This window comes from Myxococcales bacterium, assembly GCA_016717005.1.
GTDB lineage: Bacteria > Myxococcota_A > Polyangia > Haliangiales > Haliangiaceae > UBA2376.
Window position 1 is genome coordinate 556,328 of the sequence record JADJUF010000001.1, and the last position, 12,700, is coordinate 569,027.

10 protein-coding genes are annotated in these 12,700 nt (G+C 75.8%); 3 read left to right on the plus strand and 7 right to left on the minus strand.

Features of this window, described 5'->3' with window-relative positions:
• Window positions 1–144: 144 nt before the first annotated feature.
• The 3 genes from IPL61_02360 to IPL61_02370 are packed head-to-tail and all read right to left on the minus strand — an operon-like array spanning window position 145 to window position 5,166.
• Complete coding sequence (locus IPL61_02360) at window positions 145–987, minus strand: hypothetical protein (GenBank protein ID MBK9030177.1); 843 nt, start codon at window positions 985–987, stop codon at window positions 145–147.
• Window positions 984–2,312 carry a VCBS repeat-containing protein gene (locus IPL61_02365; protein ID MBK9030178.1) on the minus strand — a complete coding sequence of 443 codons (1,329 nt, stop codon included), beginning with the start codon at window positions 2,310–2,312 and terminating at the stop codon, window positions 984–986. Before IPL61_02365 ends, IPL61_02360 begins: the two co-directional genes overlap by 4 nt.
• Window positions 2,281–5,166 (minus strand): N-acetylmuramoyl-L-alanine amidase, encoded by a 2,886-nt coding sequence (locus IPL61_02370; protein MBK9030179.1) that lies wholly within the window; start codon window positions 5,164–5,166, stop codon window positions 2,281–2,283. Before IPL61_02370 ends, IPL61_02365 begins: the two co-directional genes overlap by 32 nt.
• A gap of 183 nt (window positions 5,167–5,349) precedes the next feature.
• Here IPL61_02370 and IPL61_02375 point away from each other — a divergent pair, with 183 nt between their 5' ends.
• A complete protein-coding gene (locus IPL61_02375) occupies window positions 5,350–7,344 on the plus strand; it encodes a serine/threonine protein kinase (GenBank protein ID MBK9030180.1) in 1,995 nt (664 codons plus the stop codon).
• Between the two features lie 191 nt (window positions 7,345–7,535).
• Here IPL61_02375 and glpX read toward each other — a convergent pair whose 3' ends face one another.
• On the minus strand, window positions 7,536–8,528 hold the full coding sequence (gene glpX / locus IPL61_02380) for a class II fructose-bisphosphatase (protein MBK9030181.1): 993 nt from the start codon (window positions 8,526–8,528) through the stop codon (window positions 7,536–7,538).
• Between the two features lie 254 nt (window positions 8,529–8,782).
• Between glpX and IPL61_02385 the strand changes: the two genes are divergently transcribed.
• Window positions 8,783–9,124, plus strand: coding sequence for a hypothetical protein (locus IPL61_02385; GenBank protein MBK9030182.1), 342 nt, complete (start codon window positions 8,783–8,785; stop codon window positions 9,122–9,124).
• A 28-nt stretch (window positions 9,125–9,152) separates the two neighbouring features.
• Here IPL61_02385 and IPL61_02390 read toward each other — a convergent pair whose 3' ends face one another.
• From IPL61_02390 to IPL61_02400, 3 genes are read right to left on the minus strand one after another with little or no spacing between them, the layout of a single operon-like run.
• Window positions 9,153–9,554 (minus strand): acyl-CoA thioesterase, encoded by a 402-nt coding sequence (locus IPL61_02390; protein ID MBK9030183.1) that lies wholly within the window; start codon window positions 9,552–9,554, stop codon window positions 9,153–9,155.
• Complete coding sequence (locus IPL61_02395; protein MBK9030184.1) at window positions 9,551–10,852, minus strand: homoserine dehydrogenase; 1,302 nt, start codon at window positions 10,850–10,852, stop codon at window positions 9,551–9,553. Before IPL61_02395 ends, IPL61_02390 begins: the two co-directional genes overlap by 4 nt.
• Window positions 10,853–10,863: 11 nt before the next feature.
• On the minus strand, window positions 10,864–11,349 hold the full coding sequence (locus IPL61_02400) for a nuclear transport factor 2 family protein (protein ID MBK9030185.1): 486 nt from the start codon (window positions 11,347–11,349) through the stop codon (window positions 10,864–10,866).
• Between the two features lie 64 nt (window positions 11,350–11,413).
• Here IPL61_02400 and eno point away from each other — a divergent pair, with 64 nt between their 5' ends.
• Window positions 11,414–12,691 (plus strand): phosphopyruvate hydratase, encoded by a 1,278-nt coding sequence (eno, locus tag IPL61_02405; GenBank protein MBK9030186.1) that lies wholly within the window; start codon window positions 11,414–11,416, stop codon window positions 12,689–12,691.
• Window positions 12,692–12,700 lie beyond the last annotated feature (9 nt).

Genomic DNA, 12,700 nt, shown 5'->3' on the forward strand with positions numbered 1-12,700 from the left:
GCACCGTCAAGGACGATCCTTTGATCGCCCTGGCGCCCACTATGACCCGTGGGCGACCGGCACCATGCATGAGCCCCGTCACAGCCCGACCTAACAGCCGCTGAACTACCGTGATGCGCGCGCGCCGCGGTCACCGCAGCCGGGTCACGGGGTGACCGTCACCCGGCCGGGCGGGAGCGAGCCGTCGTCGACGCCGCCGGTGGCTGTCCAGACGATCGCCCCGGTCGCGCCGGCCGCCAGCACGGCGGCCCCAGCGATCACGTACCAGCGCCCGTACCAGGCCTTGTCGCGGCCGATGCCGCCCGGGGCGACCCGCAAGGACAGCGGCGCGTCGGGGCTGGCGACCCGGGCCAGCACGGCGCCGGCGGCGCCGCGAGCCTCGAGGTAATACTCGAGCACGTAGGGCGCGCGGGCGCCCGGCAGCGGGACGGCGGCGCGCCAGCGCTCATCACCAGCCGCGCGCGCGGGCTGCTCGGCGTAGGCCAGCGCGCCCAGGCGCCGGTGCAGCACCACGACCGCGCGCACCGCGTCGGCGCCGCGGGTCGCGCGCACGTCGAGCTCGAGCCGGTTGCCGGCGGTGGCGCCGCGCGGGGCCGCGTGCTCGAGGTCCACATCCCCGGCGGCGCCGGCCGGCACGACCTCGGCCCGGATCTGATCGAAGAACCGACGGATGCGCGGCGAGCCGGAGGTGTCGCGGAGCTGGAACCCGGGGTCGGCCTCGAGCAGGCGCTCGAACGCGTCGCGGGCGCCGCCCTCGTCGCCGTCGATGAACCGCGCCAGGGCGATCAGCTCCCACGCCCGCACCCGCAGCGCCCGGGGCGCGGCGCCGTCGCGGGTCACCGAGATCAGCGCCTTGATCGCGCGCGCGTACTCCTGATCGGCGAACAGGCGCTCGCCCTCGGCCAGGGCCTTGCGCGCGCGCGCGTCGGGCGCGTCGGCGTGGGCCACGACCGCGGCGCAGGCCACCAGCGCCAGCGCGGCCCTCACCGGTGCACCCAGCGCGCGCCGTCGGCGCCGATCAGCACGGCGTCGGGCGCGCCGTCGTCGTCGAGATCGGTCGCGGCCACCGCGGTGGCGTCGGCGAGGTCGGCCTCGTGCGCGAGCGCGCCGTCGGCGGTCCCGATCAGCGCCAGCGACGGCGCCCCGGCCAGGACCGCGTCGGGCCGACAGTCGCCGTCCCAGTCGCCGACCGCGGCCGCGGCGCCGACCGGCGCCGGCTGCGGCACGCGCACGAAGGTCTGATCCTCGAGCAGGCCGCCGCGGTTGATGAACACCCGCGGGCCGGCGCCGGCGATCGCGACCACCAGATCGAGATCGAGATCGCCGTCGAGATCGCCGACCGCGATCGCGGTGGCGGTGCGCGCGGTCGCGGCGAACACCCCGGGCGCGGCGGTGAGCGTGCCGGTGCCGCTGGCGTCGCCGACCAGCGCCACCAGCGGCGCGCCGGCCTGCCCGACGATCACGTCGGCGTGGCCGTCGCCGTCGAGGTCGGCGGCCGCCAGCGCGCGGATCGCGGTGATCGCGCCGCGCCCGTCGACCGCGGCGGCGTCGAGCGCGAAGCCGCCGGCGCCGTCGTTGCGCCACAAGGTCACCGCCGCGCCCGCGCCCGCGATCAGGTCGAGATCGCCGTCGCCGTCGACGTCAGCCGCGGCCAGCGCCGTCGCGGCCGTGGCCACGACCGGCCCGGCGGTGAACGTGCGCGCCCGCCGCCACCACACCTCGACCTGGCCGCCGCGCGCGATCGCCAGATCGTCGGCGCAGTCGCCGTCGAGATCGGCGGCGATGATCGCGTCGCCGCCGCCGCCGGGCAGCGCCTCGGTCACGAGCTGGCCGCCGACGACGTCGAGGATCGCGCCGCCGCCGCCGTCGAGCGCGACCACGACCGTGCCGCCGTGGCCCTGCGACGCCACGGCGATCGCGGCCGGGGCCGGGGCCGGCGCGCCGACCACCAGCGCGCCCGCGCGCGCGGCCGGACAGCGATCGAGCCGCAGCGCCACGTCGTCGGAGAAGTCGAGCCGCGCGCTGGCGCGGCTGACCGCGGTGCCGGCCCGGTAGCCGATGGCCAAGGCGCTGGCGGCCTCGGCGGCGCCGGGCTCGACCGCGAGCGTCTGCGGCAACGTGGCCAGGCGATCGACCAGCCGGTAGGTGCGCCCGAAGCTGCCGCCGCCCAGCTCGCGATCGGCCACGCCCAGGCACACGGCGTCGAGCTCGGCCGGCACCACCCGATCGCTGTCGAGCGTCAGGGTCACGCCGCCGGCGCACCCGAGGGCGGGCCCGACGCTAGCGACGACGGCGACGGCGAACCAGCGCACCAGCGGCCAGGATGACACAGAGCGACGCCGACCCGCCACCGCCGGCGGCACAGCCGCCCGACGCGTCGCCGCCGAGATCCGAGCCGGAGCCCGAGCCCGCGCCGCCGCCGCGCGGCAGCACCATCACGTCCATCGTGACCACCGGGCCGAACCAGCCGACGCCCTCCTGCACCAGCTGGAACGCCTCGTGGTACGCGGTCGGCTCGGTCACCTCGGGCGCGCGGATCGCGAACGTGAAGCGCCCGGTCGCGCCCGGCCCGTAGTTCGAGTGATCGGCGCCGGTGGCGCGGTTGGGGGCCAGCCAGTTGCCGTCGAGGAAGAACGCCGACGCCCGGTCCATCGGCTCGGCGGTGCCCAGCCGGGTCTCGTCGAGGCCCCAGGTGATCGTCGACTCGTTGACGAACTCGAAGTAGGCCACGGCCTCGTCGCCGCTGGTCATCGTCGTCGGGAACTCGGCCGCCGCGGCCGCGGCCGCGAGCGTCGGCGCGCCGCCGCCGGTCACCAGCGCCAGGTAGTGGGCCCAGTCCCAGCCCGGCCCGGGGTCGGTGTGATCGGAGCAGTCGGGCGCGTCGCCGTGCCCGTAGATGTGCATCCGGTCCTTGGGGATGCCGTACTGATCGCACAGCCACGCGGTCAGCGCCGCCGACCGCATGTACATCGCCTCGGTGTACCAGCGGCCGGGATCGGCGACGAAGCCCTCGTGCTCGATGCCGACCGACTCGGTGTTGAAGCAGGCGTCGTGGTAGGCGACGTCCTTGTCGTCGACCATCTGGGTCAGATCGCCGTCGACCGAGCGGATGACGTAGTGCGAGCTGACGCCGGCGGCGGTGTTCTGGAACCAGCTGATCGCGCCGCTGTAGCTGCCCTGCGTGGTGTGGACGACGACGAAGTTGATGTCGGCGGCGCCGCGGTTGGCGACGCGGTAGTTGCCCGCGACCGCCGGCACCCAGTGCGCGCCGGGGAACCCGCGCGCGGCGGCGCCGCCGACGACGCCGGGGACGAAGGCCTCGGGCCGCGCGGTCACGGTCAGCGCGCGGCCGGCGTCGTCGACGCCGCGCACGCCCCGGGCCAGGCCGGCCAGGACGCTGTCGGCGAAGCGCTCGCCGACCTCGCCGCCGCCGCCGAACCCGATCAGCGCCGGGCGCCAGCCCGCCAGCGTACGCGGGCGCGCGCCGGCCAGCGCGTCGAGCAGCGCCGCGGCGGCGCGGGTGGTCGCGAGCGGATCGGTCCGGACCGCCGCGGGCGCCAGCCCGGCCAGCGCGGCGGCGCGGGCCAGGGCGCGCGGGCCCTCGTGCTCGGTCAGCGCGAACAGGCCCCAGGCGGCCGGACCGTGATCGGCGTCGGGCTCGGGCGCGATCATCGCCAGCCGGGTCTCGTGGTACGCGAGCGTCGCCAGGAGCTCGGCGGGCACGCCGGCCTCGTCGGCCACCTGCGCGAACACCGCCGCCAGCTCCGAGGGGCCGCCGACCGCGCGATCGCGGGTCACGGCGACCGGGGCGTCACCGGCGACGCCGCAGCCGAGCGCGAGCACCGTCGCCAGCGCGGCCGCGCGCCGGCGCAGCGCCAGCGCCGCCACGACGACCACGACCAGCGCCAGGCCGGCGCCACCGCCACCGGCGCTGCAGCCGCCCGCGGCCCCGCCGGCGCCGGCGCGCGGGTTGACGGTGATCGTCCAGGCCACCGCCAGGTCGTCGGGCCCGAACCACGCGCCGTCGGCGGTGACCAGGCCGAAGTGCTCGACGAACGTGGTCGACTCGTCGACCTCGGGGGCGACCATCGCCCAGGTGAAGCGACCGGTGGCGCCGGGCGCGACGTCGGCCTGATCGAGGTTGGTCGGCCGGCTGGCCGTGACCCAGTTGCCGTCCTTCGCGAACGGGCTCACGCGATCGCGCGGGCCGGTGGTGCCGATCAGCACGCCGGCGCGGGTCCAGGCCACCGCGCCGTCGTTGGTGTACTCGAGGTAGACGACGATCTCGTCGCCGCTGGTGAGCGTCGCGACGTGGTCCTCGGCCGCGAGGCTGGCGGCCAGCGCCGGGCGCGGCGTGGCCAGGGTCGCGCCCGGGTAGTAGTGCGTGACGATCCAGTCCCACGACTTGCCGTCGGTGGCCCAGCGCTGCGTGCCCCACTGGCAGGTGCCGCGGCCGTGGCCGTTGACCGCGCGCCCGGTGCACAGCGGCTCGGCGACGCCGGTCGCGGTGGGATCGCCGTTCTCGGCGCTGTACTCGGCGAACACCAGCGCGTCGCCGCGGACCACGTAGACGCCGGCGGTGGCCGCGACCGCGGCGTCGCTGTCGGCGAAGAACTCGTCCTTGTAGACCTGCGACGCGGTGGTGTCGTCGAGATCGGCGCAGTCGTACTTGCCGCCGGTCGCGACCCAGGACGCCGCGTAGGTACGGATCGCGACCGCGCCGGCCTTGAGCGACTCGGGGTTCCACGAGCGGATCCACTCGTGCGGCAACACGCCGCGCACGTACTGCTCGAACGGGATGACGTCGACCCGGCCGCTGCACGACGCGGTCGAGCCGTCGAGGCCGCGCCGCCAGACCCGGATCGAGGTCGGCGGCTCGAGCGCGACGCGCTGCGGCCCGCCGGGGAGATCGTCCGTGGTCAGGACCCGGTCGGGCGCCGCGGCCGCGGCGTCCAGGATCGCGATCGCCTCGGGCCGCACGTCGCCGGAGCGATCGACGCCGAGCGCGACGCCGGTGCGCCAGCGCTCGGGCGTGGCCCCGTCAGGCGCGGCGACGGCCGGCGCGGCGGCGGCGGGCGTGGCCCCGTCAGGCGCGGCGACGGCCGGCCCGGCGGCGACGGCGGTGCCGGCGACGGCCAGTGCGAGGATCCCCCAGAGCGTGCGCATCGCCGCCAGTATTGCACCACCGGTGCCAGGTCCGGGCGATCGATGGCGCGGCGCAAGCGCGCACGGGTGTTGATGACCGCGGTCGACGGCCCGGCCCCCAGTGCAAACGGCCGTGGGCACTCGCACAGGCGCGGCGAACAGCTTGCACATCCAAGGTTGCACCCGGCATCGTTGCGGCTGGCAGTGTCCGAGCCCGCCGGCATCAAGTTTGGTCACTTCACGCTGGGCAAGCGCCTGGCGCGCGGCGGCATGGCCGAGGTGTTCCTCGCGCGCCAGCGCGGGCCCGAGGGCTTCGATCGTCGGGTCGCGGTCAAGCGCATCCTGCCGCACCTCGCCGAGACCGCCGACTTCGTGCGGATGTTCCTGTCGGAGGCGCGCCTGGCCGCGCGGCTCTCGCACCCGAACATCGTCCACATCTACGAGCTGGGCCAGGTCGACGGCGACTACTTCATCGCGATGGAGTACGTCGAGGGGATCCACGCCGGGCAGCTGATCGCGCACGCGGCGCACGAGCCGATCCCGCCGGCGCTGGTGGCGCGCCTCGGCGCCGACGCCGCCGCCGCCCTCGCCTACGCCCACCGGCTCGAGGACGCCGACGGCCAGCCGCTGCAGCTCGTCCACCGCGACGTGTCGCCGCACAACCTGATGGTGTCGTTCGACGGCGTCACCAAGCTGGTCGACTTCGGCATCGCCAAGGCGGCGATCAAGGCCGACGAGACCCGCCCGGGCGTGGTCAAGGGCAAGTACGCGTACATGTCGCCCGAGCAGACCGTGGGTCGACCGCTCGACGGGCGCTCCGACGTGTTCTCGCTCGGCGTGGTGCTGTGGGAGCTCCTGGCCGCGCGCACGATCGTCGATCGCGGCGACGTGGTCGAGGCCATGAAGGTGATCCGCGACGGCCGGTGGACGCCGATCGAGCAGGCGGCGCCGCGCACGCCGCCGGCCCTGGCTCAGGCGATCGGCTGGGCGCTGGCGCACAAGCGCGACGCCCGCGCCACCGCGGCCCAGCTCCAGGTCGCGCTCGAGGAGTTCATCAAGACCTCGCCGCAGCTCGCGACGCCGGCCCAGCTGGCCGAGTGGATCCGGCCGCGGTTCCCGCGCGCGACCGGCAGCGTGCCCGCGCTCGACGAGCACGGCCGGCCGGTGCGGCGCACGACCCCGCCGCCGACGACGATGCCGGCCGGCACCGCGGTCTCGGCGGCGCTGCCGTTGCCGTCGCGCCCGGGCACGGCGCGGGTCGCGGTGACGTCCGCGGCGCCGCCGGCGCTCGGCACCGCCGAGGTCGCGATCACCGCGTCGGCGATCGAGCTCGAGCCGCTGACGCCGCGACCGCCGCCCCGGCCCGCGCCGCGCCGGACCGGCCCGCCGCCGTTGCCGCGCTCGGTGCGCGCGCCGACCCACCTCGAGGAGGGCCCCGAGCTCGACGACGGCGTCGACGCGCCGACCCGCCAGCACGGGGCCTCGGCGATGCTGCACCAGCTGCCGCCGCCCCCGCGGCGGTGGTGGTGGCTGGCCGCGCTCGGCGCGGCGCTGACGATCGCGACCGTGGTCGCCGTGATCATCGCCAGCCGCGGCGCCGGCCCAGCGACCGCCGTCGACGCCGCCAGCGCGCTCGCGCCCGACGCCGGCCTCGACGTGATCGCCCTGCCGATGCCGGTCGACGCCGGGCTCGCGCGCGCCGACGCCGCGGGCGCGCCGCCCGACGCCGGTCCCCCGCCGCGCCCGGCGACCGCGACGCTCGAGATCATCACGCGCCCGGCCGGCGCCCGCGTGAAGATCTCCGGCCTGCCGCCGGCCACGACGCCGGCCGCGGTCACGGTCGCGCCGGGCCCGTACGTGATCGGCCTGACCCGCGACGGCTACGCGGCGCTCGAGCGCACCGTCGAGCTGGCCCCCGGCGAGCACCGCACGCTCGAGCTCACGCTCGAGCGGCGCGCCGGCGGCGGCGGCGGCGGCGCGCGCCCGGCCGTCGACGTCGGCTACCTGACGGTGCGCACCAACCCGTACTCGATCGTGACGCTCGGCAAGCGCCGGCTGGGCGAGACCCCGTTCGCGGGCATCGAGGTGCCGGCCGGCACCCACGTCCTGACCTTCACCAACCCCGACCGCGGCACGAGCAAGCGGACCGTGCTGGTGCGCCGCGGCCAGACCGTGAAGCTCAGCTTCCAGCTGCCGTGACGCCGCGGCGGCGCGGCCGCCCGGGACCGACGCCCCGGCCGCCGCGGCCGACGCCACCGCGGGACGCCGGGCCCGGGCGAGCCGCGCCGCGACGGCGACGGCGCGTGGACACCGGCGACGCCCCGGCGCGGGCGCGCGCCGCTACGGCGACGGCGCGTGGACACCAGCGACGCCCCGGCGCGGGCGCGCGGTCACTGGCCGCCGGCGGCGAAGTACGACGGCTTGGTGTCGAAGCGGTGGGTGGCGTTGATGCGGCGCACCGTGCCCGACTTCGAGCGCATGACGATCGACGCCGTGGTCGCGCCGCCGCCGGTGAAGGTGACGCCGTCGAGCAGGTAGCCCTGGGTCACGCCGGTGGCGGCGAACATGACGTTGCCCTGGGCCAGCTCGTCGGTGGTGTAGATGTGGTCCTCGGGCCGGACCCCCATCTTGGCGGCGCGGGCCCGCTCCTCGTCGTTGCGGTAGCGCAGCCGGCCCTGGAGCTCGCCGCCGGCGCAGCGCATCGCCGCGGCCGAGATCACGCCCTCGGGCGAGCCGCCGGTGCCGAACAAGACGTCGATGCCGGAGTGGGGGATCGCGGTCAGGACCGCGCCGGCGACGTCACCGTCGGTGATCAGCCGGATCCGGGCGCCGGTCCGGCGGACCTCGTCGATCAGCTCGGTGTGGCGATCGCGCTCGAGGATCACCGCGGTGACCTCGTTGATCTTCTTGCCCAGCGCCTTGGCGATGCGCTCGAGGTTCCAGGTCGGCGACTCGCGCAGATCGATCACGCCGCGGCACTCCGGGCCGACGGCGATCTTCTGCATGTACGTGTCGGGCGCGTTGAGGAACTGGCCGTCGTCGGCGATCGCGATCACGCTGATCGCGTCGGGCGCGCCGGTCGCGCACAGGTTGGTGCCCTCGAGCGGATCGACCGCGATGTCGACCTTGGGCGAGTCGGCGTCGTTGTCGAGCCAGCCGGCGCCGACCTTCTCGCCGATGAACAGCATCGGCGCCTCGTCGCGCTCGCCCTCGCCGATCACGACGGTGCCGCGGATGTCGATCGTGTCGAACGCGCGGCGCATCGCCTCGACCGCGACGTGATCGGCCAGGTTGCGATCGCCGCGCCCCATGAGGCGGGCCGACGCCAGCGCGGCGGCCTCGGTGATGCGGACGACTTCGAGGGCCAGGTTGCGGTCGTTCATCGCCGGCGACTAGACCACGGCTGCGCCGAGCCGATCAATCGCGACCGACCGCAAGGCCCACGCCCGGCGCCGATCCGCCGCGCGCGAGCTGCGCGCGCCCCGGGGCGCGCCTGGCCCGCGCCCGATCCGCACGGCCGCGTGCGCGCGCGGCGCCGCGGGTGCCGGCGGTGTCGACGCGGAGGCGACGCCGCGCCCGCGCAAGAGGTGCAGCGCCGCGGGTCAACCGAGGTGCGCCCTGGGGTAGGGTGGCGACGGTGCTGTTCATCGTCGTCGCGTGCGCGCTGGCCCTGACCGCCTGGACCTCGTGGCTGGTGCGGCGGGCCCGCCTCCCGGGCTGGCTGCACGGGCTCACGACCGCCGCCGCCGTGGCCGTGGTCGCGCTCACGCTCTACACCGTGATCCGGCTGGCCGGCGCCAGCGACCGCGCCGACCGCGCCGCCCCGGCCGAGCGCCAGCGGGCCCTCGCGCACGAGCTCGCCGCGGCCTACACCACGACCGCGGCGGCGATCGCGGTCCTCGCGGCGTGGCTCGTGGCCGTCACGCTCGCGACGATGTGGCTGCGGCAGCGGGGCCGGCTCGATCGACCGGCCCCGTGACCGCGCCGCCCGGCGCGGACGCCGACGCCTACGCCGGCGGCAGCGACCGCACCGGCAACAGCGCGCGCAGCGCGTCGGGCAGCGCCCGGGGCCGACCGGTGGCGCCGACGACCGCGTGGCGGGTGAAGCCGTCCGCGCACAGCTCGTCGCCGCGGCGGACCTGGTAGCTGAAGGTCAGCGAGGCCCCGCGCAGCTCGGTCACCTCGACCGCGATCGCCAGCAGGTCCTCGTAGTACGCCGAGCGCCGGTAGCGACAGTGGGCCTCGATCACCGGCAGCGCCACGCCGGCGGCCTCGAGATCCTTGTAGCTCCGGCCCTGGGCCCGCCAGTACTCGGCGCGGGCGCCCTCGAAGTAGCGCAGGTAGTTGGCGTAGTAGACGACGCCCATCTGGTCGGTGTCGCCGAAGATGACCCGCTGGTGCGCGATCATGCGGCGATCCGGATCAGCCGCGGCGGCGCCAGCGTCACCGGCAGCGCCGCGATCTTGGCCAGCGCCACGGCCACGTCGCCCTCGCGCGCCTCGTGGGTGACCACGAACACCTGGGCCGGCGCGGCGCCGTCGCCGGGCGCCTCCTGCACCACCTGCTCGATCGACACGTCGTGGGCGCCGAGGATCGTGGTCAGCTGGCCGAGCACGCCGGGCTTGTCGGCGACCGAGAACCGCAGGAAGTAGCGCGAGCGGATCTCGGCCATCGGCAGGAGCGGCCGCGGCGCCAGCGCGCGGTGGCGCCGGGTCGGGGCGACGCCGGTCAGCTGGGCGCGCAGGTTGCGGCTGATCTCGATCAGGTCCGACACCACCGCCATCGCGGTCGGCATCATGCCGGCGCCGGCGCCGTAGTACATCGACGGGCCCAGCGCGTAGCTCTGGACGTAGACCGCGTTCTTGGCGCCGGTGACGTCGGCCAGGAGCCAGCGGGCCGGCACCAGCGCCGGGTGGACCCGGGCCTCGACCCCGCGCGGGTGGTCGCGGCCGATCGCCAGCGGCTTGATCACGTAGCCGAACTTGGCGGCGTAGGCGAAGTCGGCCGCGTCGAGCGCGGTGATCGGATCGCAGTGGATCGCGTCGGCGTCGAGCGCGGCGCCGAAACACAGCGCGCACAGGATCGCGAGCTTGTGGGCGGCGTCGCCGCCGCCGACGTCGAGGGTCGGATCGGCCTCGGCGTAGCCCAGCCGCTGGGCCTCGGCCAGGACCTCGGCGAAGCCGCGGCCGCCGGTGGCCATCGCCGACAGGATGTAGTTCGAGGTGCCGTTGACGATGCCGACGAAGTGCTCGACCCGGTCCGAGGCCAGGCCCTCGCGCAGCACCCGGATGATCGGCACGCCGCCGCACACCGCGGCCTCGTAGTAGACGTCGACGCCGTGGCGCTCGGCGGCGGCGAAGACCTCGGTGCCGTGGCGCGCCAGCAGGAGCTTGTTGGCGGTGACGACGTGCTTGCCGGCGGCGATCGCGGCCATCACCGCGTCCTTGGCCTCGCCGTCGCCGCCGATCAGCTCGCAGACGATGTCGACGTCGGGCCGGGCGATCGCGCCGGCGATGTCCTTGGTCAGGAGCGCCGGATCGACCTCGACCAGGCGCTTCTTCTTGCCGGGCGCGCGCACCGCGATCGCCCGCACCACCAGCCGGCCGCCGAGGCGGGCGCCGATCGCGCTGGCGTTGTCCTCGAGCAGCTTGACGACGCCGGCGCCGACGTTGCCGAGGCCCAGGAGCGCGACGCCGATCTCGCGCACCGGCGGCGCGGTCACGGCCCGGTCCGGTACGAGTAGTGCTCGGCCACGATCTCCCACGCCTCGCCCGAGCGGGCGAACGTCAAGGTCAGGTAGCCGGCGTCCGACACGGTGACCGCGCCGTCGGAGATCTCCCGGGTCAGCCGGGCCGCGAACGTGGCGCCGCCGTCGCCGAGCGCCGACACCCGGCCGTCGTCGAGCGTGAGGTGGATCTCCCGGGCGCCGTCGACGGCCCGGCGCAGGTAGGTCTCGGCCTGGGGCCAGCCGATCTGCGCCTGTCCCTGGTAGACCACGATCGTGTGGTCGTCGTGGCGGTACAGCGGCGCCAGCGCGTCCATGCTGCGCACCTCCCAGCCCTGGCGCCACTGCTCGACCGCGCGGAACACCGCGGTGAACGCGTCGATCGAGCCCGGGGCCGGGGTCGTGGCCTTGCCCCCGCCACCGCCGCCGCCGCAGGCAGAGGTCGCGAGGACCAGGCAGGCCAGGGCTGCGCGCCACATCTGCGCGGCTTTTAGCACGGCCGCCGCGGTTGGTGGCGTCCGCCGCCTCGTGTAGTTTCCGCCCATGACCGACATCGTCTGGATCCACGCCCGCGAGGTCCTCGATTCGCGTGGCAACCCCACGGTCGAGGCCGAGGTCGGCCTCGACAGCGGCGCGCTCGGCCGCGCCATCGTCCCGTCCGGCGCCTCGACCGGCGAGCACGAGGCGCTCGAGCTGCGCGACGGCGACGCCGGCCGCTACCTCGGCAAGGGCGTCGGCAAGGCCGTCGCCAACATCATCGAGACGATCGCGCCCGAGCTGATCGGCGCCGACGCCGCCGACCAGGCCGCGATCGACGCCGCGATGTGCGACCTCGACGGCACCGCGGCCAAGAGCGTGCTGGGCGCCAACGCGATCCTGGCGGTGTCGATGGCCACGGCCCGGGCCGCGGCCGCGGCCCACGAGCTGCCGCTGTACCGCTACCTCGGCGGCGTCGGCGCGCTGACCCTGCCGGTGCCGCTGATGAACATCATCAACGGCGGCGCCCACGCCGACAACGCCCTCGACATCCAGGAGTTCATGATCGTGCCGGCCGGCTTCGACCGGTTCGACGAGGCGCTCCGGGCCGGGGTCGAGGTGTTCCACCACCTGAAGGCGATCCTCAAGGGTCAGGGCCTGGCCACCAACGTCGGCGACGAGGGCGGGTTCGCGCCCGCGATCGACACGGCCGATCGGGCCCTGACCACGATCCTCGAGGCGATCGACCGCGCCGGCTACAAGGCCGGCGAGCAGATCTTCCTCGCGCTCGACGTCGCCGCCTCGGAGTTCTTCGACAAGGCCGCCGGCACCTACGCCTACGAGGGCAAGCGGCGCACCTCGGCCGAGATGGTCGAGCTCTACGCCAGCTGGACCGCGAAGTACCCGCTGGTGTCGATCGAGGACGGCCTCGATCAGGACGACTGGGCCGGCTGGAAGGCGCTGACCGATCGCCTCGGCGGCTCGACCCAGCTGGTCGGCGACGATCTGTTCGTGACCCAGACCGCGCGGCTCAAGCGCGGCATCGCGGAGGGCATCGCCAACTCGATCCTGGTCAAGGTCAACCAGATCGGCACGCTGTCCGAGACCCTCGACGCGGTCCGCACCGCGCAGCACGCCCGCTACACCGCGGTCATCTCGCACCGCTCCGGCGAGACCGAGGACGCGTTCATCGCCGACCTCGCCGTCGCCACCAACGCCGGCCAGATCAAGACCGGCTCGGCGTCGCGCTCGGACCGGATCGCCAAGTACAACCAGCTCCTGCGCATCGCCGACGAGCTCGGCGACGACGCCCGCTTCGGCGGCGCGGCGCTGTTCCGGCGCTGATGCGGGCCC

Excerpts from the sequence above, each read along its gene's own strand:
- IPL61_02370 (MBK9030179.1), bottom strand. The coding sequence starts at position 5,166 with ATGCGCACGCTCTGGGGGATCCTCGCACTGGCCGTCGCCGGCACCGCC.
- glpX (MBK9030181.1), bottom strand. The coding sequence starts at position 8,528 with ATGAACGACCGCAACCTGGCCCTCGAAGTCGTCCGCATCACCGAGGCC.
- IPL61_02390 (MBK9030183.1), bottom strand. The coding sequence starts at position 9,554 with ATGATCGCGCACCAGCGGGTCATCTTCGGCGACACCGACCAGATGGGC.
- eno (MBK9030186.1), top strand. The coding sequence starts at position 11,414 with ATGACCGACATCGTCTGGATCCACGCCCGCGAGGTCCTCGATTCGCGT.
- IPL61_02400 (MBK9030185.1), bottom strand. The coding sequence starts at position 11,349 with ATGTGGCGCGCAGCCCTGGCCTGCCTGGTCCTCGCGACCTCTGCCTGC.